The following is a 21,781-nucleotide window of genomic DNA, read 5'->3' on the forward strand; positions in this document are numbered from 1 at the left end:
GTCCTACAGTCATAAACATGACTCAAGAATATCCAGTAGTCACTTTTAGAGCAAAAATTCTATAAGCCGCAAAACAGCTCTACTTTAAGGGCGTACGCAGTAAATGTGGGAGCTGGCTTGCCTGCGATGGCGGCGGGCCAGTCGATGCATCCTTCGACTGATACACCGCCATCGCAGGCAAGCCAGCTCCCACATCTGAATCGTGTTTCAGTTCATGTCAGGCGATGTCGCGAAGCTCGCGCCGTAGGATTTTTCCCACCGGTGTCATCGGCAGCGAGTCCCGCAACACAATGTGCTTGGGCACTTTGTAGCCGGTGAAGTTGGCCTTGCAGTAAGTCTTCAGCTCCTCAAGGCTGACGCCCTGGGCCCGCGCCACCACGAACAGTTTCACCGCCTCGCCGGTACGCTCGTCCGGCACGCCGATCACTGCGCAGTTGGCGACGTTGGGGTGGGCCATCACCACATCCTCGATCTCGTTGGGGTACACATTGAAGCCCGAGACAATGATCAGGTCCTTCTTGCGATCGACAATGCGCACAAACCCGTCCGGGTCGATCACCGCAATATCGCCAGTCTTGAGCCAGCCTTCGCCGTCCAGGGTCTCGGCGGTGGCCGCCGGTTGCTGCCAGTAGCCCTTCATGACCTGCGGGCCCTTGATGCACAGCTCGCCCCGCTCACCCAGCGGCAACTCCTCGCCGGCGTCATCGATGACCTTCATCGCCGTGCCCGGCACCGGAATACCCACGGTGCCCAGACGCGATTGATCCCCGTAGGGGTTGGTGCTGGCCACCGGCGACGTTTCGGTCAGGCCGTAGCCTTCGCCGATGGAACAACCGGTGATCTGCTTCCAGCGCTCGGCCGTGGCCTTGACCAGGGCGGTGCCGCCGGAGTTGGTGATCTTCAGGTGGGAGAAGTCCAGGGTCTTGAAGTCCGGGTGTTCCATCAGCGCGACAAACAGCGTGTTGAGCCCCAGCAGCCCGGTGAACCGCCACTTCTTCAGTTCCTTGATAAAGCCGCCGATGTCCCGTGGATTGGTGATCAGCACGTTGTGGTTGCCGGTGACCATCATGCACATGCAGTTCGCGGTGAAGGCATAGATGTGGTACAGCGGCAGCGGCGCAATCATCACCTCCTGCCCTTCCTTGACCAGCGGATGCCCGTCTTCACGCAACTGGGACATGCACGCCCGCACCTGCTGCATATTCGCCACCAGGTTGCCGTGGGTGAGCATCGCGCCCTTGGCCAGGCCGGTGGTGCCGCCGGTGTATTGCAGCACGGCGATGTCATCGAGAGTCATCGGATGACGGGTCACGGCCAGGCCCGCGCCCATGCGCAAGGCGCGCTTGAACGACACCGCCCGAGGCAGGCTGTAGGCCGGGACCATTTTCTTCACCTTGTCGACCACGGTGTTGATCAGCCAACCCTTGGCGGCAGGCATGAAGTCGCCCATTTTTGCTTCGATCAGGTATTCGATCTCGGTGTCGGCCGCCACTTCCTGGACCCTGGAGCCGAACAGGTTGAGGTAGACCAGCCCACGAATGCCCGCGTCCTTGAACTGATGGCGCATTTCCCGCGGGGTGTACAACGGGTTGGTGTTGACCACCACCAGCCCGGCGCGCAAGGCGCCGAACACGGCAATCGGATAATGCAGGACGTTGGGCATCTGCACCGCGATGCGGTCGCCCGGCTTGAGATCGGTGTGGTGCTGCAGGTAGCCGGCGAACGCCGCGCTCTGGCGCTCCAGGTCGGCGTAGGTCAGGGTGATCCCCATGTTGCTGAATGCCGGACGGTCGGCAAAGGCCTTGCAGGAACGCTCGAAGACTTCGATTACTGACTTGTACGCCGACAGGTCAAGCTCGTTGGGCACACCGGCCGCGCGTTTGTCATTCCAGAAATCAGGTTGCATTATTCTTGTCCTCTTACCCGAGTGTGCCCGACCGCTTCCGGCTGTTTATGGGAAGCGGAGCTTCGGGGACGTTAGCAGCTATGGCCAAACAGGCAAATACACTAAAACGTGTCATTGATTGTATGAATCTTGCCCCTGAGGCCAAGGGTGATCAGACGCCCGCCCCCGGATGAGCTATACACTGCAACGACCCTGAGCAAAGGAAGCGCCATGAACCACACCACTTTCTGGCTGACCGCGAACGACCGCAGCCGCCTGTACGTCAACCAATGGCTACCGGACGGGCCGCCCACGGCGCTGGTGATGTTGGCCCATGGCATGGCCGAGCACAGCGGCCGCTATGGGCGCCTGGCCCAGGCCCTGTGTGACGCAGGCTACGGTGTGTATGCCCCAGACCAGCGCGGCCACGGCCGTACGGCCGATGAAGGCACCCTGGGCCTGTTCGCCGAACGCGATGGCTGGAACAAAGTGGTAGGTGACCTGGCCGCGCTCAACCAGCACATCGGCCAGCAGGCCCCAGGTGTGCCGATCATCCTGCTGGGCCACAGCATGGGCAGCTACATCGCCCAGGCCTATTTGCTGCATCACAGCGCCAGCCTGCATGGGGCGATTCTCAGTGGTTCGAATTTCCAGCCGGTGGCCCTGTACCGCGCCGCCCAACTGATCGCCCGCGCCGAACGCCTGCGCCAGGGCCTGCGGGGCCGTAGCGCGTTGATCGAGTTTCTGTCGTTTGGCTCATTCAACAAGGCCTTCAAGCCTAACCGCACGGCATTCGACTGGCTGAGCCGCGACCCGGATGAGGTGGACAAGTACGTCAACGACCCCCTGTGCGGCTTTCGCTGCACCAACCAGCTGTGGATCGACCTGCTCGGCGGCTTGCAGCAAATCAGCAAAGCGTCCAATCTCAAACAGATTGATCCCGGCCTGCCGATTCTGGTGATGGGCGGCGAATGTGATCCGGTCAGTGAGGGCAAGCGTCTCACCCGTCTGGCTAACGCGCTGCGGCAGGCAGGCTGCCAGAACCTGCAAGTGAACATTTACCCGCAAGCACGCCACGAACTCTTCAATGAAACCAACCGTGATGCGGTCACCGCCGATGTGCTGGCATGGATGGCACAGGCCGTAGACCATCGAAGGCCTGCGCGCTGCGAGTGAACGCACAAATATTTTCGTTTAAAATCAACGAATTAAGATTATCGATTAGCCACAGGATGCACGATTAGATGACCCAGGTTACCAACACTCCGTACGACGCCCTCGAAGTTGGCCAGAAAGCCACCTACAGCAAAACCGTGGAAGAGCGCGATATCCAGCTGTTCGCGGCAATGTCCGGCGACCATAACCCGGTACACCTGGATGCCGAATTCGCCAAGGCGACCATGTTCAAGGAGCGTATCGCCCACGGCATGTTCAGCGGCGCCTTGATCAGCGCGGCAGTCGCCTGTGAGTTGCCTGGGCCGGGCACTATCTATATCGGCCAGCAGATGAGCTTCCAGAAGCCGGTGAAAATCGGCGACACCCTGACCGTACGTCTGGAAATCCTCGAGAAGCTGCCCAAGTTCCGCGTGCGGATTGCCACTCAGGTGTTCAACCAGCGTGATGAGTTGGTGGTGGATGGCGAAGCCGAGATCCTCGCGCCACGCAAACAGCAGGTTGTGACCTTGACCGAGTTGCCGGCGATCAGCATCGGCTGACCAGGCATGTGAAATAAAAAATGTGGGAGCTGGCTTGCCCGCGATGGCGTCATTTCAGTCGATACATACATCGACTGATCAACCGCTATCGCAGGCAAGCCAGCTCCCACATTTGTATCGGGGTGTGATCAAAAAACCGGTACGACGCAATTACCTGTGAGAGCAGGCTTGCCCGCTCCCACATTTGTTACTGCACCGCGGTTCAGGACTGGGCGCGAGCCTGGTTACGCAGGGCTTTGACCTGGTCGTGATTGCGCTGTGCACCGTGGTACTGACGCTCAACCAGGTCACGAATACCTACCAGGTTGTGCTTGTTGATTTTCTCGATGGCTTCTTTATAAGCCTTCAATGCGTGGTCTTCACCGCGCTCGGCTTCGTTGAGCACGGCCTCTTCGTCCTTGCCTGTCACCAGCGACTTCACGTCCACCCAACCACGGTGCAGTGCACCGGCAACGCTGCCGGAATCTTCCGGGTCACCACCCAAGGCCCGCACGGCCGTTTGCAGTTCGGCAGCCGCCGTCGCGCAGTCTGCGGAACGCTTGGTGAACAGCGCCTTGAGCTCTGGATGCTTGATGTCTTCTGCGCAGGTCTTGAAGCCTTCCTGGCCGTCTTTACTGGTTTCGATCAGGTCATTGAGTACGGAGATCGATTCTTTGTTGATGTCAGTCATTTTTCAATTCCTTCGCGGGTTTAGAAACGTATTGGGGTAGTTGCAGCGCCCGTGCCAGGTCTTGAATTAATATTTAATCTTTTATTTTCAATAACTTATAAATACCAGGCAAATCTGTATCCGCTTTATTTGCATGATCTGTCATTTGGCCTTCATGCAGAATGCCTGTATTTTCCAAGGCACCCTCCTGATTGCCTGAAGCCCGTATGAACCCCGAAAAACTTGAACTGCTGATCACCCGCCAAATGCCGTTCGGCAAATACAAGGGCACGATCATTGCTGACCTGCCCGGCCCTTACCTGAACTGGTTTGCCCGCGAAGGATTCCCCCACGGCGAGTTGGGCGGCCTGCTGGCGTTGATGCAGGAAATCGACCACAACGGCCTCGCCGAACTGCTGGAACCGTTGCGCGCCAAACATGGCAAACCCGCCCCACGCCACTAATCGAGCCTGACCATGCCCCACACCCGCGACGAGGCCTATTGGCAGACCATTGCCCAGCGCTATGAGCTGGAGCCCGGCCCCATCAATCTGGAAAACGGCTACTTCGCCCGCATGAGCCGCGCGGTGATGGCCCAGTATCAGGAGCACGTGGCGTTTATCAATCGCAGCAACTCGGTGCATGTGCGCCAGCGCTTCGAGCAAGGGCAAGATGTCGAGATTCGCCGGCAGTTGGCCGAGTTGATCAATGTCGATCCAGAAGCCGTCGCCTTCACCCGCAATGCCACCGAAGCCCTGCAGTCGCTGATCCGCAACTACAACCGCCTGCAACCGGGTGACCAGGTGCTGATCAGCGACCTGGAATACGACACGGTCAAGGGCGCCATGCGCTGGCTCGCCGGCTACCGTGGGGTGGAGGTGATCGAAGTGTCCCACGCCCACCCGGCCAGTTTCGACAGCCTGGTGCAGACCTATCGCGACACTTTCAGCCGCTACCCACGCCTGAAACTGATGGCCCTGACCTATGTCACCCACCGTACCGGCCTGGTGATGCCGGTCGAGGCCATCGCCCACGCGGCACGGGAGTATGGCGTCGAGATCATCCTCGATGGCGCCCACGCGTTGGGCCTGATCGACTTCGACCTGGACCGGCTGGGCATCTCGTTCGCCGGCTTCAACCTGCACAAGTGGATCGGTGCGCCGCTGACCCTGGGCTTTGTGTATATAGCCCCTGGGCGTCTGGCGGAAATTGATCCGGACATGGGCGAATTCCATTACCCGGCAACCGATGTGCGCGCCCGTACGCCCTACAGCACACCGAACTTTCCGGCGCTGATGACCTTGCCGCTGGTGTTCGAAGAACATCGGGCCCTGGGCGGTGCGCAGGCCAAGGGCGCGCGATTGAGTTACCTGCGTGACCTGTGGGTGAGCCAGGTGCGGCCATTGCCGGGGATCGAGGTAGTGACCCCGGATGATCCACGGCTGTATTGCGCGATTACCGCGTTCAAATTCAGCGGGCGCGATCAGCAAGTGATGGCGGATCGATTGCTAGCTGAGCACAACCTGTTTACCACCCTGCGCAGTGGCGCGGTGTTTGGTACCTGCATACGAGTGACGCCGGGGTTGGTGACGTCGGCGGCGGACATCGGCGTGCTGGTCAATGCGATTACCGAGCTGAACACTGATTAAAATGTGGGAGCTGGCTTGCCTGCGATGGCGGTGTATCAGTCGATGAATCTGTTGGCTGACCTGCTGTCATCGCAGGCAAGCCAGCTCCTACAGGGGAATGCAGCTTCGCGCTCTGGTTCTGCTGTTGCTGTTGCTCTGTTTTTGATCTGGTTTTTGATCTTAGGCGCCCCGTCAAACCACGATGGCCGCAGGCAGTGGACTTTGGCGCTTCTCCAAAGTGAGCCGCCGTAAGGGCGGAACCCTAAGTGGCCGTTACCGCAGCAATGGATATGTACACAAACCGAGAAGAGAGTTGTGTAGATACCTATGGCCATCGCAGGCAAGCCAGTTCCCACACAAGCCACCCTCATTTGAATTGCGGTGATATTTCGCTTTTCTATAGGCAAAAAAAAGCGGCGCACCGACCAAGTGCGCCGCAAACATGCCGTGAAGCACAGCAACAACGATTCAGTAAATCAGATCAATCCAGCAGCGCCAGCGCCTGGGCGGTGACTTCCTGGATGCGCGCCCAGTCGCCGTTCTTGATCCACTCCGGATCAAGCATCCAGCTACCGCCCACGCACATCACGTTTTTCAACGCCATGTAGTGTTTGATGTTGGCCGGGCCAACGCCGCCAGTGGGGCAGAATTTCACTTCGCCAAACGGGCCGCCCAGGGCCTTGATGGCCGCTACGCCGCCGCTGACTTCCGCCGGGAACAGCTTGAAGCGGCGATAACCCAGGCCATAGCCTTCCATGATGCCGGAGGCATTGCTGATGCCGGGCAGCAGCGGGATCGGGCTGTCGACACTGGCTTCAAGCAGGTCGCGGGTAATGCCGGGGGTGACGATAAACTGCGAGCCCGCCGCCTCGGCCGCCGCCAGCATGGTGCGATCGAGCACCGTGCCCGCGCCCGTCACCAACTCCGGACGCTGCTCGCGCAGGACCTGGATGGCCTTGAGCCCGAGCTGCGAACGCAGGGTCACTTCCAGCGCGGTCAAGCCACCCGCCGCCAGGGCATCGGCCAGGGGCAGAATGTCCTGTTCGCGGGCAATGGTGATCACCGGCAGGATCCGCGCCTTGGCGCAGAGGCTGTCGATCAGGGCAACTTTATCCGCCATGGACACGGTCGGGTGAGGGCTTTTCATAGCGGCTGATCCTTGGCTCATGGGCACCAGTAAATCTCTAGAGTAGGTTGCAAAAACGCGCGAATCGGCATGCCGGCAACATCGTCGCCGGCCAGCGCTTCGCTCAGGGTGTGGAGTTTCGAGTCGCCGGCAATCGACAACACGGTGTAACGGGCACTGGCCAACAGCGCACGACTCATGGTCAGGCGCTGATGGGGCACGCTCGGCGCCAGCATAGGCCAGCACCGGCGCGTGCCATCGGGCTGCAGTGCTTGGGTCAGGTTCGGGCTGTTGGGGAACAACGACGCGGTGTGCCCGTCATCGCCCATGCCCAGCACCAGCACATCGATCGCCGGCAGTTCGGCCAGCAGGCGATCGGCTTGTTCGGCGGCGCCGTCCAGGTTCGCCGCGGCACTGTAGAGGCTCAAAAATCTGGCCTTGGCCGCCGGCCCTTGCAGCAGATGTTTCTTCAGCAGGCCGGCGTTGCTGTCGGCATGTTCCACCGGCACCCAGCGCTCGTCGGCCAGGGTGATAGTCACCTTGGACCAGTCCAGGCCCTGCTTGGCCAGATTCTGGAAAAACGCCACCGGGCTGCGGCCACCGGACACCACCAGGGTGGCTGCGCCACGGGCGCTGATGGCCGCGCGCAGTTGTTCGGCCACGTCATTGGCCAAGCCTTCGGCCAGCAGCACTGGCGTGCGGAACTCATGAGGTGTTACGCCCTGGGGCAGTTTCAAATCAGATATCGCCATACCACGACCTCCCATCCCGCGTGATCAGTGCAATGGAGCTCATCGGCCCCCAGGAACCCGCCGCGTACGGCTTGGGTGCATCACCGGACTTTTTCCACCCGGCGATCAACTGGTCACACCACTTCCACGCGGCTTCGATTTCATCTTTACGCACAAACAGGTTCTGATTGCCGCGCATCACTTCCAGTAACAACCGCTCGTAGGCATCGGGAATCCGCGTGCTACGGTAGGTGTCGGAAAAATTCAGTTGCAGTGGCCCGCTGCGCAGTTGCATGCCCTTGTCCAGGCCCTGCTCCTTGGTCATCACGCGCAAGGAAATCCCTTCGTCCGGTTGCAGGCGGATGATCAGCTTGTTGCTGATCTGCAGGCGCTGCTCGGGGGCGAAGATATAGTGGGACGGTTCCTTGAAGTGGATGACGATCTGCGACAGTTTTTGCGGCATGCGCTTGCCGGTACGCAGGTAGAACGGCACCCCGGCCCAACGCCAGTTGCGGATATCGGCACGCAGGGCAACGAAGGTCTCGGTGTCGCTCTGGGTGTTGGAGTTCTCTTCTTCCAGGTAACCCGGCACCGGCTTGCCGGCGCTGTAGCCAGCGATGTACTGGCCGCGTACCACCTGGGTGGTCAGGCCTTCCGGGCTGATCGGCGCCAGGGCCTTGAGCACCTTGACCTTCTCGTCGCGGATGCTGTCGGCGGACAAGTCGGCCGGCGGGTCCATGGCGATCAGGCAGAGCAGTTGCAACAAATGATTCTGGATCATGTCCCGCAGTTGCCCGGCCTTGTCGAAATAACCCCAGCGGCCTTCGATCCCCACTTGCTCGGCCACAGTGATTTCCACGTGGGAGATGTAGTGCTGGTTCCACTGGGTTTCAAACAGGCTGTTGGCAAAACGCAGGGCGATCAGGTTTTGAACCGTCTCTTTGCCCAGGTAGTGGTCGATGCGGTAGGTGCGGTTTTCCGGGAAAAACTGCGCCACGGCGTCGTTGACCTTGCGCGAGGACTCCAGGTCCGAACCGATGGGTTTCTCCAGGACCACGCGGGTGTTTTCCGCCAGGCCGACCTTGGACAGGTTCTCGCAGATCGCGCCATACACCGCCGCCGGGGTGGCGAAGTAGGCGATCAGGCGTTGTTCGGTGCCGGCCTTGGCGGCCAGGGCCACGTAGTCATCGGCATTCATGAAATCGACGTGCACATACGCCAGGCGCGCCAGGAAGCGCGTGGCCACCGCTTCATCCAGCTCTTGGCCGACGTATTTGCGCAGTTCGTGCTCGATGTGGTCCAGGTGCTGCTGCTCGGAACCGGCTTCGCGGGCCAGGGCCAGGATGCGGGTGTCGGCGTGCAAGAGGCCGGCGCCATCGAGTTGGTAGAGGGCAGGAAATAACTTGCGCAGCGCCAGATCACCCAAGGCGCCAAACAGGGCAAAGGTGCAGGGTTCCACGGTTATCGAAGGCATGATGTTTGTTCTTTTATCAAGTTAAGCTACAAATACCTTTTTTCAAGGCATCACTCAAGGAAAAATGTAGTAATAACCACAACATTTTCCCAAAATACGCATTGCGAGTGGTGGTGTTCAACTACCCTCAGTAGGATAGGCCACCGCCAAGGGCCGCTCGTCGACCTTTTACTGGCCCTTACTTGCATCGTCGCCCGAAGGAAAGACTGAATGGACCGCGTGCGAAATCTTCTGGAACAGATCCGGAACCGCCTCGAAGAATTGAACAAGGCCGAGAAAAAAGTCGCCGAGGTCATCCTGCTCAACCCACAGCAGGCGACCCGCTTCTCGATCGCCGCCCTCGCCCAAGCCGCCTCGGTCAGTGAACCGACGGTCAACCGTTTCTGCCGTTCGTTCGGCGTCAGCGGCTACCCTGAACTGAAACTGCAGCTGGCGCAAAGCCTGGCCAGTGGCGCCGCCTATGTCAGCCGTGCAGTGGAGGCTGATGATAACCCCGAGGCCTACACGCAGAAGATTTTTGGCAGCGCCATTGCCTCATTGGACAGCGCCTGCCAGGCCCTGGACCCGAACCTGATCAGCAAGGCCGTGGACCTGCTGATCCAGGCGCGGCAGATCCACTTCTTCGGCCTCGGCGCCTCGGCACCGGTGGCCATGGATGCCCTGCACAAGTTCTTCCGTTTCAACCTGTCGGTGACGGCCCATGCGGATGTGCTGATGCAACGGATGATTGCTTCGGTGGCGCATACCGGCGAATTGTTCGTGATCATTTCCTACACCGGCCGCACCCGCGAGCTGGTGGAAGTGGCGCGCATCGCCCGGGAAAACGGCGCCTCGGTGCTCGGCGTGACTGCCGAGAACTCGCCACTGGCCAAGGCCAGTACGGTGAGCCTGAACATCCCGTTGCCGGAAGACACCGACATCTATATGCCGATGACCTCGCGGATCATTCAGTTGACGGTGCTGGATGTGCTGGCCACCGGCATGACCTTGCGCCGTGGCGTGGATTTCCAGCCCCATCTGCGCAAGATCAAGGAAAGCTTGAATGACAGCCGGTATCCGGTTGGCGATGAATTCAACTAGGTACGAATTTCTTCCAGCCATACCGGCCCTATCGCGAGCAAGCCCGCTCTCACAGGTTGACCGTATTCCAAGGGTGGACTCGGTCAACCTGTGGGAGCGGGCTTGCTCGCGAAGACGGCATCAGTAACGCCGCTAAACCCCCGCCCGGGCCTGCAAACTCAAATGCGCCCTCTCCCCCGGCGCCAGGCTGGCCCCGGCCATGGCCGACTCGACACACACAAACCCCGCCGCCTCGTTAAAGCTCACCCCCAGCAACGGCCGGCTGCCCGGATGCCAGACCACCGTGTCGGCACTGTCGCCAGTGTCGATGCACAGTTCGCGCTGCCAGGCGTGGTCCTTGAGCTGCAATTCGCCCTCATGCTGGAACACCCGCTGGCAGCCGCCATCGACGCGCAACTCACCTTCCTGCTGGCAAACCTGGCGACTCAACTGGTCGTAACCCTGTGCCCCGTCGAGCCCAGACAGCGCTACCTCGCCAACGTTGCCGATCCGCCAATAAGCATGCAACGCATGGCTCAATTGGCACGGCAGCTCGTCCTGGTGCTCGGTGCTCAGGCGCAGCTCCAGGCTTTCGCCCAGGTGCGCATGCAGGTCCACCTGCCAATCGCACAGTTGCAATTGCCAGTGCAGGCGCACGCCGTCGTCGTCGGTGCTGCTGTCCAGCAGTTTCCAGTCAATCAAGCGTGCCCAACCATGGGACGGCCAGGCGTTTTCGCTGGGATGGCGGCCATACCAAGGCCAGCACACCGGCACACCGCCACGGATCGCCCCGACTTGCGGCCACTTTGCCGCGCACCACAGCCATGGCTTCTGGCCTGCGGGTTGGAAGTGCAGCAACTGCGCCCCCTGGCGGCTGAACACCGCCTGGCACCGCGGATGATCGATCACCAGCACGTCGCGCATCTGGAAGCGCTCCCAGGCGAATACCGGCTGCTCGCGCAGGGATTTGAAAAAGCGTTGCAGCGGATGCTCATGCATGTGCCACGGTCCTGTAGATCACTATCGCTCACCTCTTGGGTGAACCTGTGGAAGCTGGCTGGCCGGCTCCCACATGAGTTATGCGCACCAACCCAAAAAAAAGCGGATAGCCATGGCTACCCGCAAATGCGCACAGAGAGAAGGAGCTTATCGCAACCGTGTTAGAACACCGACTGAATTTTCAGACCGGCGACCAAGGCGTTGTCGACTTTATCCACGCCACCTGGGTGGGTGACGTATTGCAGGTTGGGACGCACGGTCAACCAGTTGGTCACGTGGAAGCCGTAGTTGATTTCGTAGTTGTACTCGGTGCTGCGCAGTGGCGCATAACCTACCTGGCTGTAATCGGTGAACCCGCCAGCTTCGTTCAACAGCTCGGCGTTCTTGCGCACGTCATCGTTGACATGCAGGCGCGCAGCGCCAATGCCCACGTCATCTTTTGGACGCGCATCGAATGGGCCCTTGTACACCAGCATGATCGACTGATAGTTGTCGACCGTGTTGGTTTCCTTGTCGTGGAAGGTGGCGTTGGCCGCAATGTTCAGGCCGCGGGATGCGTCGCCGTTATGGGTGGTGAGTTGCTGCTGGGCAACGAACCAGTAGCCCTTTTTGCTGCTGCGGGTACGGTAGTCTGCGCCAGTGGTGGCCGCATTGTCGCCGTTGACGTCTTCACGTACATCGGGAGCATCGGCGGCGCTCTTGTAGTAACCCACACGGTATTCGCCCGGCAGGTTGTTGACCTTCGGCGACCAGACCAACTCCACCGGGATCACTGTACCTTTGGTGCCACTGCCGCTGAGCTTGAAGCCGTTGCCGTGTTCCAGCTGCGAGGGGTTCTGGTTGTACGCACCGATCTGCGCATACAGCTCTGGCGTGATGTTGTACTTCACGCGGATCGCGGCCTGGCTGACCGGCCAGTTGTACCAGGTGTTGACGTAGTTACCCACTTGGGAACCACAGAACGACAGGTTCTGGAAGTCGCACGGGAAGGTATTGAAGTCTTCGCCCTCACCGAAATAACCGAGTTTCACATCCAGCTTGTTGTCGAACATCTGGTGCTGAATCCAGAACTGGGTCAGGCGCACCATATGGCCACGGCCGTACACTTCTTGAGACGAACTCAGGGTGCTTGCACGTGGGTCGCCAATACGGTCATTGGAGATGTTGCGGCCGTTACGGCTGGTCATCTGGATCTTGGCCTGGGTGTTGTCCCAGCCCCAGAGCTTTTGCAGGTCCAGCGCTACGCCGAGGCCGAACTGGTCAGCATAACGACCGGTCTTGTCATCGTTGTAGCCGCCATGGGCGTTGTAGCCCGCTTCCCCAACGTAGTCGGCCTTGATGTCGATACCCTGCTCGATCAGTTTGGTCCGCTCGCCGCCCCAATCGCCGGTCATCCACTTGGAATCGGCACTGAACGCTTCGTCTGCCATCGCATTGGCAGACAAAACCAGCGCTGCCACTGCTGACAACTGGCAGATCAAGCGAGTGTTGTTATGTTGCTTTTTCATCCCTACATCCTCGTCTTTATTGTTATTAACTGTTTTTATCTAACGCGGTTTACAGCTATTTCCGAAACATCCACATCGAATGTGTGGGAGCGGGCTTGCTCGCGATGGCATCACTGCGGTGTGCCTGGTAGACCGAGCGGCCTGTATCGCGGGCAAGCCCGCTCCCACATTTTGATTTTCAGCGGCCCTTGAATTGGGTGACGTTGTCGGCATGCTGCTGTGCCGGCTGCATAGCTGCGGTGCCCAGGCGTTCGCCGGTCTTGGCGTCGAACAGCAGCACCTTGGCCGGATCGAACTGCAAGGTCAGGCTCTCGCCCACTTGCGGCGCTACGTCCGGCGCCAGGCGGCAGCAGACCTTGGTGTCATTGAGCTGCACGAACACCAGGGTGTCCGGGCCGGTCGGCTCGGTCACCTGGACTTCAGCGCGAATGCTCGGCAGGCCATTGCCCTCGCCGCTGGCCAGGACAATTTGCTCCGGGCGCAGGCCAAGGATCACGTCGCGGTCTTCAAGACCCGCATCGTTCATGCCCAATGGCAACTCGCAACGCGCCTGGCCGCTGTCGAGCAGGGCCAGCAGGCGGCCTTCCTTGCGTTGCAGGCGCAGGGGGATGAAGTTCATCGGCGGCGAGCCGATAAAGCTCGCCACAAACAGGTTGGCCGGATCGTTGTAGATGTCTTTGGGCGTGCCGAACTGCTGGATGATGCCGTCCTTCATCACCGCCACTTTGTCGCCCAGGGTCATGGCTTCGATCTGGTCGTGGGTCACATAGACCGTGGTGGTTTTCAGGCGTTGGTGCATCAGTTTCATTTCGGTGCGCATCTCGACCCGCAGCTTGGCGTCGAGGTTGGACAGCGGCTCGTCGAACAGGTAGATCTTCGGCCGCCGCGCCAGCGCCCGGCCCATGGCCACGCGCTGTTGCTGGCCACCGGAGAGCTGGCCCGGCTTGCGATTGAGCAGGTGTTCGATCTGCAGCAACTTGGCCACCCGCGCCACTTCCTCGTCGATGGCCGCCTGGCTCATCTTGCGGATCTTCAGGCCGAATTCGATGTTCTCGCGCACGCTCATGGTCGGGTACAGCGCGTAGGACTGGAACACCATGGCGATGTCCCGGTCCTTGGGGCTCATGCCGCTGACGTCCTGGTCACCGATCATGATCGCGCCGCCGCTGATGTTTTCCAGGCCGGCGATGCAGTTCATCAAGGTGGACTTGCCGCAGCCCGAAGGCCCGACGAGGATCAGGAACTCACCGTCCTTGATCGACAGTTCGATGTTCTTCAGGGTGTCCGGCAGGCCGGCACCATAGGTCTTGTTTACGTTGCGAAGTTCGAGCGTAGCCATGATTACCCCTTGACCGCGCCAGCCGTGAGGCCGCGCACGAAATACTTGCCTGCGACCACATAGACCAGCAGGGTCGGCAGCCCGGCGATCATCGCCGCCGCCATATCAACGTTATATTCCTTGGCCCCGGTGCTGGTATTGACCAGGTTGTTCAGCGCCACCGTGATGGGCTGCGAATCACCGCTGGAGAACACCACGCCAAACAGGAAGTCGTTCCAGATCTGGGTGAACTGCCAGATCAGGCAGACCATGATGATCGGCGTCGACATCGGCAGGATGATCCGACGGAAGATGGTGAAAAATCCCGCGCCATCCAGGCGCGCAGCCTTGACCAGCGCATCCGGAATGCTCACGTAGTAGTTACGGAAGAACAGCGTGGTAAACGCCAGGCCGTAGACCACGTGCACAAACACCAGGCCCGTGGTGGTGCTGGCCAGGCCCATCTTGCCGAGGGTGAACGAGGCCGGCAGCAAGACGGTCTGGAACGGCAGGAAGCAGCCGAACAACAACAGCCCGAAGAACAACTGCGAACCGCGAAAACGCCACATCGACAGCACGTAGCCGTTCAATGCGCCGATGGTGGTGGAGATCAGCACCGCGGGGATGGTGATCATGAACGAGTTCCAGAAGTACCCGTTCACCGTGGCCCAGGCCTTGACCCAGCCAATCCCGGTAATCACCGTCGGCCAGCTCAGCAGGTTGCCGGTGCTGATGTCTTCCGGGGTCTTGAAGCTGGTCAGCAGCATGACCACCAGCGGCACCAGGTACAGCACCACGGCCAGGATCAGCACCCCATGGATCGCCAGGCGGCTGAAGCTGATGGAAGGTTTGGCGAGACTAGTCATGGCGCTTGGTCCTCAGCTCGGAGTACAGGTAAGGCACGATGATCGCAAGGATCGCGCCGAGCATCAGGATCGCACTGGCCGAGCCCATGCCCATCTGGCCGCGGCTGAAGGTGAAGGAGTACATGAACATCGCCGGCAGGTCGGACGAGTAGCCAGGACCACCGGCCGTCATCGCGGCCACCAGGTCGAAGCTCTTGATGGCAATGTGCGCGAGGATCATTACCGCGCTGAAGAACACCGGGCGCAGGCTGGGCAGCACCACGCTCCAGTAGATGCGCGGCAGGCTGGCGCCGTCGATCTGCGCGGCACGGATGATCGATTGATCAACCCCACGCAGGCCGGCGAGGAACATCGCCATGATAAAACCCGAGGCTTGCCATACCGCCGCAATCACCAGGCAATACACCACACGATCCGGATCGATCAGCCAGTCCAGGCGAAAGCCTTCCCAGCCCCAGTCGCGCAGCAGTTTGTCCAGGCCCATGCCGGGGTTGAGCAGCCATTTCCAGGCGGTACCGGTGACGATCATCGAGAGCGCCATCGGGTACAGGTAGATGGTGCGGATAAAACCTTCGCGACGGATGCGCTGGTCGAGAAATACCGCCAGCAACACGCCGATCACCAGGGTGATGCCGATAAACATGCCGCCGAACAGCGCCAGGTTTTTGCTCGCCACCCACCAGCGGTCGTTGTCGAACAACCGCGCGTATTGCGCAAGGCCCACCCATTTATAGGTGGGCAGGAAGGTGGAGTTGGTGAACGACAGTACGAACGTCCACAGGATGTAGCCATAGAAGCCCACCAGGACGATGAACATGCTCGGGGCCAGCACCAGTTTGGGGAGCCAGCGCTGCAATGCATCGAACGGCGAGGCCTTGCTGAACACAGCAACAGAACTCATGGGGAAATCCAGGGCAGGGAGTAAGGGGCTAACGGATAACCTTGTGGGGGCCGGCTTCATGTGGGCGCTGGCTTGCCTGCGATGGCATCACCTGGGTGTCACTGCTACACCGAGGCGCCTGCATCGCGGGCAAGCCCGCTCCCACACTAAAGCCCATTCCCCCCAGGGGTTACTTGGCAGACTTGACCGCTGCGCCAAGTTTCTTGGCGGTGTCGGCCGGGTCGGCTTTCGGGTCGTTGATGAAGTTGGTCACCACATCAAAGAACGCACCCTGTACCGCCAGCGTGGTCGCCATGTTGTGCGCCATGCTCGGCTGCAAGCCACCGGACTTGGCATCCACCAGGAAGTCCTTGGCCGCCGTCTGGGCGCAGCTGTCGAAGCCGTACTTGGCCATATCGCCGAGCATGTCGTTGCGCACCGGGATCGAGCCTTTGTTGATGCTGAAGACCTTCTGGAAATTCTCGCCCAGCACCACCTTGGCGATGTCCTGCTGACCGGCCGAGGTGCCGGCATCTTTCTGCTTGAACACCGCCAGGGAGTCGATGTTGTAGGTGAAGGCCTTGTCGGTGCCCGGGAAGGCTACGCACTCGTAGTCCTTGCCGGCGACTTTCTTGGCAGCGGTCCATTCGCTCTTGGCCCAGTCACCCATGATCTGCATGCCGGCCTTGCCGTTGATGACTTTGGCGGCTTCCAGGTTCCAGTCCTGGCCCTTGCCGTCGGCATCCATATAGGTGGCGACTTTTTTCAGCTCGGTCAGCGCCTTGACCATGTCGGGGCCGGTCAGGGTCGCGTTGTCGAGGTCGACCAGGGCTTTCTTGTAGCCGTCCACGCCCATGACCGAGAGCACCACGGCTTCAAACACCGTGCTGTCCTGCCAAGGCTGGCCACCGTGGGCGAGCGGGATGAAGCCTGCGGCCTTGAGCTTGTCACCGGCGGCGTAGAATTCTTCGAGGGTCGTAGGATTTTTGCTGATGCCGGCTTTCTTGAAGACTTCCGGGTTGATCCACAGCCAGTTGACGCGGTGGATATTCACCGGCACGGCGACGTAATCACCTTCGTACTTCACCGTGTCGGAGACTTTCTTGTCGAGCAGATCGTCCCACTTCTCGGCCTTGGCCACGTCCTTCAGGACGTCGGTGTCGAGCAGCCCGGTGGACGCCCATTCCTGGATGTCGGGGCCCTTGATCTGGGCCACGCCTGGCGGGTTGCCGGCGACCGCGCGGCTTTTCAGCACGGTCATGGCAGTGGCGCCACCGCCACCTGCAACGGCCCCGTCTTTCCAGGTAAAACCGTCTTTCTCAACTTGGGCCTTCAGGACATCCACCGCCGCCTTCTCACCGCCCGAGGTCCACCAATGCACAACTTCAACCGTCCCTTTCGAGTCGGCGGCAAATGCACTGAGGGGAAACAACGAGGCAATGGAAATAGCAACGGCGAGGCGATTAATCGCGTTCATCTGAGTACCTTTTTCTTGTTGTTATGCATGCAAGTCTGGAGCTTGCGCTGCATAGGATTCTAAACAGGGATTTTTGCCAGGCACGTAACAAAGGGACGGGCAAATGTCACCACTTGGTGACATAGCAACCGGCCCCCAGCGCACTGGCCATGCTTGGCGATAACGCCAGGCCCGGCAGCAATACGGCCTGCCAGGCATGGTACAGGTCCGGCTTGCCGCCCCAGATCTTGCTGGCGGGCAGGTTTTGCGGGTCGAGTTCGTGGTGCCAACTGCCCTGGACCCGGTCGATCAGGTGGGTTTCACAGAACTCCCAGAACCGCCGGTACCAGACCTCGTAATGCCACTCGCCGGTGCGCTTGAGCAGGGCCTGGGCCGCCGCGCTGGCTTCGGCGTGGGTCCAATGCAGGCGCTCACGCACCACCGGGCGGTAGTGCCAGTCCAGGGTGTAGACCAGGCCCGGGGCCCCATCCACCGCCCAGCCGTATTCACAGGCGCTGGCGAACAAGCCCCTGGCGGCTTCCAGCAACCACTCGGGCGTGACCAGCCCCGCCTGCTGGCGGGCGGCCTCCAGATGCAACACCAGGCGCGCCCATTCAAAGCCATGGCCGGGGGTGATGCCGTAGGGGCGAAAGCCATCGGCCGGGTTGTCTTGGTTGTAGCTGTGCAGAGGTTGCCAATGGCGGTCGAAGTGCTCGATCACCATAAACTCATTGGCGCCGGCGTGCTGACGGATCACTCGTTCGACGATGCGCAGCGCCCGCCCCAGCCAGCACGTATCGCCGGTGACATCGGCCAGGGCAAGAAAGGCTTCGGTGGCGTGCATATTACTGTTGGCGCCGCGATAGGCTTCTTCACCGCTCCAGTCCTGGGCGAAGGACTCGAGCATTGCGCCCTCCTCTTCACTCCAGAAATGCTGGTCGATGATCTGGATCGCATCCGTCAGCAAGGCTTGCGCCCCTGGGGCACCCGCGACCACTGCGGAACTGGCGGCCAGGGCGACAAAGGCATGCAGGTAGGCGGCCTTGCCCGTATTGCCGTCACGCGCGCCGGCGACGGCAAACCAGCCGCCATGCTCGGCATCCCGCAACGCGCCGCCGAGGCTGGCCACACCGTGCGCCACCAGCTCGGCATAGCCCGGCAACCCTTGGGCGTGGGCCATGGCGAAGCTGTGGGTCATGCGGGCGGTGTTCATGGTTTCGGCGCAGGCATCGGCGGGCAGGCGACCGTGGTCGTCGAGGTTGCCGAAGCCTTCAGGCAGCCGCGAGGCCTTGGCAAAGCCCAGCAGACGCTGGCCTTCGGCGGCAAGCCAGGCGTGATGGGCAGGTGCGTTCAGCCAACTGCTGGCAGGCAGTGGTTGCATGGTCATGGGTGGCCCTTTTTGTTTTTGTGGGATAACCGCAGTCTAAACAAGGGTCAGGAAGGGGCAGGTAACGAAAGGGCGAGAAAATGTCACCGAATGGTGACATTGGCAGGAGCCGGCAAGCCGGCTCCAACAATAACAATGGTGTCACTGGCCCAGGGGCGTGACCTTGGCCGGCGCGCTCACTTCACGCTGCAGGTTCTGCATCTGGGTCTGCAAGGTCGTGATGTTGCGGGTGGTCTGGATACGGAACACGTCGAACTCTTTGTTCGACGGCCCTTCGGTGGCGGCGCGGTTGTCCAGTTCGCTCTTGATCACCAGCAGGTCCTGCTCCAGGCGCGCAATGGCCGTGGCCGGATTACCCTGCTTCTTCAAGGCTGCCACCTCCGTGCCCAATTCCTTGACTTCGGCATTCAACCTGGCGGTTTCGGCCTGGGCGGCCTTGAGGGTGGTCAACTCAGTGACCAGGCCCAGGACCTGGGCCTGCAACTGGGTATTGGCGGTGGTCAGTTCGGTGGTGCTGGCACTCATCTGCGCCAGGCGCTTGTCCAGGTCGGTGGCCTGGCCCGCCACGCCCAACTGTTGCTTGCCCTGTTCCAGCAATTGGCTTTCCAACTGCTTGATCTGCAGCTTGAGTGCTTCGCTGCCGGTATTGACGTTGGCCTCGCTGGCCACCACCTTGCCGGAAATGTCCTGCAAGCGGCCGGCAGCTTCTTCACTGATGCGCGCGAAGCTTTCCTGGGTCGCTACCAGTTGCTGCCCCATCAGGGAAATCTGCTGGAAACTCCACCAGGCCAGGCCGGCAAAGGCGAACAGCAGCGCGCCGACCAGGGCCCACAACGGCCCGGTGCTGGCGCTCTTGACCTTGACCACCGGCGCCGGGCGCGAGCGGATGGCGGTGGCCGCTGTGGGCACAAAATCATCGTCGTCGCCAACGTCGGCCCGCAGGCTCGGCACGTTGTCAAAGTCGTCTTTAGTATCGTTACGCATGAATCAACCTTGAAATAACTACATAAAAACGGCGGGAGTATAAACCCCAGGCCCATCGCCTTGGTCGAACGGCCAGCGAAAAAACGCTTCGCGGTGTTGCCCAGGCTACTTGGTGCCCGGATCCTGGACCTTCCACCAATGGCAAAACTCATCGAGGGCCGTCCACAGGCTGACCTTGGGCTGATAGTCGAGATAGTGCTGTGCGCGGCTGATATCGAGGGTGAAATCCTTGTTCATCACCTGCATCCCCAGGCGTGACAGCGACGGTTCCGGGCGCCCCGGCCACATCGCGCAACAGGCTTCATTGAGCGCCGCAATGCTGTAGGACAAACCGTAGGAACGGTAACGCGTGACCTGGGGCATTTCCATCTGGCGCATCACGTAGTTGACCACGTCCCACACCGGCACCGGCGTGCCATTGCTGATGTTATAGGCCTTGCCCAGCGCCGATCCGGTGGCCAGCAGGCTGCTAAGCAGCGCCTCGTTGAGGTTGTGCACGCTGGTGAAGTCGACCTTGTTCAGGCCGTCGCCGACGATGGCCAGGCGGTTCTTGCGCTGCATTTTCAACAGGCGCGGGAAGATGCTCATATCACCAGCACCGGTCACAAAGCGCGGGCGCAGGGCCAGCACTTCCAGGCCGAACTCCTGGGCGCCGAAGACTTTCTGCTCGGCCAGGTACTTGGTAGCCGCATACGGGTGCTTGAAGCGCTTGGGCACTTGCTCCTCGGTCAGGCCCAAGTGATCGCGACCATCGAAATAGATCGACGGCGACGACAGGTGCACCAGGCGCCCGACCCGTTGCTTGAGGCAAGCCTCGACCACGTTTTCGGTGACCTGCACATTGCCCTGATGGAAATCCTGGTAACGCCCCCACAACCCCACGGCGCCGGCGCAATGCACCACGGCCTCGACGTCGCGGCACAGGTTGCGTACCAGGTCCGGATCATTCAGATCACCCTGGATAAACTCGGCGCCGCGCCGTACCAGATGCTCGACACCCTCGGCCCGCCGCCCGTTGACCCGCACGTCCAGGCCCTGCTCCAGGGCAAAACGCGCAAAGCGCCCGCCAATGAAGCCGCTTGCGCCGGTGACCAGAATTTTCATGTGTTACCCCGTGTTCTTTCATTTTTCATCGCAGTTGCGTTGACGCCGACAGTCACTCCAACGGCACCAGCAATTGGCCAGTTGCCCGCGCCAGATGCTCGGTCAACAAGCCGAGCAATTGCCCACCACTGCGCCAATGATGCCAGTACAACGGCACATCGATGGGTTTATCTGGCAATAACTCCACCAGTACGCCCCTTTGCAATTGCTCGCGCACCTGCAATTCCGGCACCAGCCCCCAGCCCAGGCCGGCTTCGGTCAGGCGGATAAAACCTTCGGACGACGGGCATAAATGGTGTTCGAAACCTCCATCCACACCTAGGGATGCGAGGTAGCGATGTTGTAGGAAATCATCCGGGCCAAACACCAGCGCCGGCGTACGCGCCAACTGATCGGCGCGCACGCCGCCTGGAAAGTGCCGGGAGATAAACGCCGGACTGGCCAACGCCCGATAGCGCATGGCCCCCAGCAACAGGCTGCGGGCCCCGGCCACCGGACGCTCGCTGGCGCAGACGCAGGCCGCCACTTCGCCGGCGCGCATGCGCTTGAGGCCGACGGTCTGGTCTTCAACCACCAGGTCCAGCAACAAATGTTGCTCGGCGCAAAAGTCGCCCACCGCCTGCGCCCACCACGTCGCCAGGCTGTCGGCGTTGATGGCAATCCGCAGGCGTTCAGGCATGCCCTCTTCATCCAGGGCTGGCACCTGGCTTTGCAGGTCGCGCTCCAGCAGGCGCACCTGCTGTACATGGTTGAGCAGGCGCCGGCCGATTTCCGTGGGGGTTGGCGGCGTCGCGCGCACCAGTACCGGCTGGCCGATGCGCGCTTCGAGCAATTTGATGCGCTGGGAGATGGCCGATTGCGACACCCCGAGTACCTGGGCACCGCGCTCGAAACCGGCCTGTTCCACCACGGCCGCGAGGGCCGACAGCAATTTATAGTCGAACATCAGTTTTCCTAATGAGCGATGAGCAATATTGGTTTTTCTTATACAGCGCCACACCGGAGAATGACC

20 protein-coding genes are annotated in these 21,781 nt (G+C 60.8%); 5 read left to right on the forward strand and 15 right to left on the reverse strand.

The annotated features are described in order from the left end of the window. Positions 1-217: 217 nt before the first annotated feature. A complete protein-coding gene (gene fadD2, locus HBO05_RS04675; RefSeq protein WP_169955342.1) occupies positions 218-1,906 on the reverse strand; it encodes a long-chain-fatty-acid--CoA ligase FadD2 in 1,689 nt (562 codons plus the stop codon). 210 nt (positions 1,907-2,116) lie between these two features. On the opposite strand from fadD2, the gene HBO05_RS04680 reads away from it, so the two are divergent. Both HBO05_RS04680 and HBO05_RS04685 read left to right on the forward strand, forming a co-directional pair. Further along, positions 2,117-3,061 (forward strand): alpha/beta hydrolase, encoded by a 945-nt coding sequence (locus HBO05_RS04680; protein ID WP_169955343.1) that lies wholly within the window; start codon positions 2,117-2,119, stop codon positions 3,059-3,061. A 68-nt stretch (positions 3,062-3,129) separates the two neighbouring features. Next, entirely contained in the window at positions 3,130-3,600 is a 471-nt protein-coding gene (locus tag HBO05_RS04685) for a MaoC family dehydratase (RefSeq protein ID WP_169955344.1), read from the forward strand. Positions 3,601-3,802: 202 nt separating this feature from the next. Here the strand turns inward: HBO05_RS04685 and HBO05_RS04690 are convergent, their stop codons facing one another. Next, positions 3,803-4,270, reverse strand: a complete 468-nt coding sequence (locus HBO05_RS04690) for a PA2169 family four-helix-bundle protein (RefSeq protein ID WP_029296433.1) — start codon at positions 4,268-4,270, stop codon at positions 3,803-3,805. 206 nt (positions 4,271-4,476) lie between these two features. On the opposite strand from HBO05_RS04690, the gene HBO05_RS04695 reads away from it, so the two are divergent. Together HBO05_RS04695 and HBO05_RS04700 are read left to right on the forward strand one after the other, a co-directional pair. Next, complete coding sequence (locus HBO05_RS04695; protein ID WP_170056874.1) at positions 4,477-4,713, forward strand: DUF3820 family protein; 237 nt, start codon at positions 4,477-4,479, stop codon at positions 4,711-4,713. Between the two features lie 12 nt (positions 4,714-4,725). Further along, positions 4,726-5,898 (forward strand): aminotransferase class V-fold PLP-dependent enzyme, encoded by a 1,173-nt coding sequence (locus HBO05_RS04700; RefSeq protein WP_172311905.1) that lies wholly within the window; start codon positions 4,726-4,728, stop codon positions 5,896-5,898. Between the two features lie 460 nt (positions 5,899-6,358). On the opposite strand, the gene HBO05_RS04705 is transcribed toward HBO05_RS04700, so the two are convergent. From HBO05_RS04705 to zwf, 3 genes are read right to left on the reverse strand one after another with little or no spacing between them, the layout of a single operon-like run. Further along, a complete protein-coding gene (locus HBO05_RS04705; protein ID WP_170056872.1) occupies positions 6,359-7,024 on the reverse strand; it encodes a bifunctional 4-hydroxy-2-oxoglutarate aldolase/2-dehydro-3-deoxy-phosphogluconate aldolase in 666 nt (221 codons plus the stop codon). Positions 7,025-7,041: 17 nt separating this feature from the next. Next, positions 7,042-7,755 carry a 6-phosphogluconolactonase gene (gene pgl / locus HBO05_RS04710; RefSeq protein ID WP_170056871.1) on the reverse strand — a complete coding sequence of 238 codons (714 nt, stop codon included), beginning with the start codon at positions 7,753-7,755 and terminating at the stop codon, positions 7,042-7,044. Continuing rightward, positions 7,742-9,208, reverse strand: a complete 1,467-nt coding sequence (zwf, locus tag HBO05_RS04715; protein ID WP_170041920.1) for a glucose-6-phosphate dehydrogenase — start codon at positions 9,206-9,208, stop codon at positions 7,742-7,744. The genes pgl and zwf overlap by 14 nt, the downstream gene beginning before the upstream one ends. Before the next feature lie 219 nt (positions 9,209-9,427). Here zwf and HBO05_RS04720 point away from each other — a divergent pair, with 219 nt between their 5' ends. After that, positions 9,428-10,288, forward strand: coding sequence for a MurR/RpiR family transcriptional regulator (locus tag HBO05_RS04720; protein ID WP_169851198.1), 861 nt, complete (start codon positions 9,428-9,430; stop codon positions 10,286-10,288). A gap of 132 nt (positions 10,289-10,420) precedes the next feature. On the opposite strand, the gene HBO05_RS04725 is transcribed toward HBO05_RS04720, so the two are convergent. From HBO05_RS04725 to HBO05_RS04770, 10 genes are all read right to left on the reverse strand, one after another. Then, entirely contained in the window at positions 10,421-11,266 is an 846-nt protein-coding gene (locus HBO05_RS04725; RefSeq protein WP_170041919.1) for a D-hexose-6-phosphate mutarotase, read from the reverse strand. A 161-nt stretch (positions 11,267-11,427) separates the two neighbouring features. Then, on the reverse strand, positions 11,428-12,774 hold the full coding sequence (locus tag HBO05_RS04730) for a carbohydrate porin (RefSeq protein WP_170041918.1): 1,347 nt from the start codon (positions 12,772-12,774) through the stop codon (positions 11,428-11,430). A 178-nt stretch (positions 12,775-12,952) separates the two neighbouring features. After that, positions 12,953-14,113, reverse strand: a complete 1,161-nt coding sequence (gene ugpC / locus HBO05_RS04735; protein ID WP_169955351.1) for a sn-glycerol-3-phosphate ABC transporter ATP-binding protein UgpC — start codon at positions 14,111-14,113, stop codon at positions 12,953-12,955. A gap of 2 nt (positions 14,114-14,115) precedes the next feature. Beyond that, positions 14,116-14,958 carry a carbohydrate ABC transporter permease gene (locus HBO05_RS04740; protein WP_169955352.1) on the reverse strand — a complete coding sequence of 281 codons (843 nt, stop codon included), beginning with the start codon at positions 14,956-14,958 and terminating at the stop codon, positions 14,116-14,118. Then, positions 14,951-15,859, reverse strand: coding sequence for a sugar ABC transporter permease (locus HBO05_RS04745; RefSeq protein WP_029296391.1), 909 nt, complete (start codon positions 15,857-15,859; stop codon positions 14,951-14,953). The genes HBO05_RS04740 and HBO05_RS04745 overlap by 8 nt, the downstream gene beginning before the upstream one ends. A 169-nt stretch (positions 15,860-16,028) precedes the next feature. Beyond that, positions 16,029-17,315, reverse strand: a complete 1,287-nt coding sequence (locus HBO05_RS04750) for an ABC transporter substrate-binding protein (RefSeq protein ID WP_169955353.1) — start codon at positions 17,313-17,315, stop codon at positions 16,029-16,031. A gap of 106 nt (positions 17,316-17,421) precedes the next feature. Beyond that, the gene (locus HBO05_RS04755) at positions 17,422-18,681 is read right to left on the reverse strand and encodes an AGE family epimerase/isomerase (RefSeq protein ID WP_169955354.1); all 1,260 of its coding nucleotides are present in this window, start codon (positions 18,679-18,681) and stop codon (positions 17,422-17,424) included. A 141-nt stretch (positions 18,682-18,822) separates the two neighbouring features. After that, positions 18,823-19,665: an ATPase gene (locus HBO05_RS04760; protein ID WP_172311907.1), complete on the reverse strand. Its 843-nt coding sequence runs from the start codon at positions 19,663-19,665 to the stop codon at positions 18,823-18,825. Between the two features lie 105 nt (positions 19,666-19,770). Beyond that, the gene (locus HBO05_RS04765) at positions 19,771-20,769 is read right to left on the reverse strand and encodes an NAD-dependent epimerase/dehydratase family protein (protein WP_169955356.1); all 999 of its coding nucleotides are present in this window, start codon (positions 20,767-20,769) and stop codon (positions 19,771-19,773) included. A gap of 52 nt (positions 20,770-20,821) precedes the next feature. Next, positions 20,822-21,715: a LysR family transcriptional regulator ArgP gene (locus tag HBO05_RS04770; protein WP_170041915.1), complete on the reverse strand. Its 894-nt coding sequence runs from the start codon at positions 21,713-21,715 to the stop codon at positions 20,822-20,824. Positions 21,716-21,781 lie beyond the last annotated feature (66 nt).

This window comes from Pseudomonas sp. WS 5079, assembly GCF_012985465.1.
In the GTDB taxonomy this organism is placed as follows: Bacteria; Pseudomonadota; Gammaproteobacteria; order Pseudomonadales; family Pseudomonadaceae; genus Aquipseudomonas.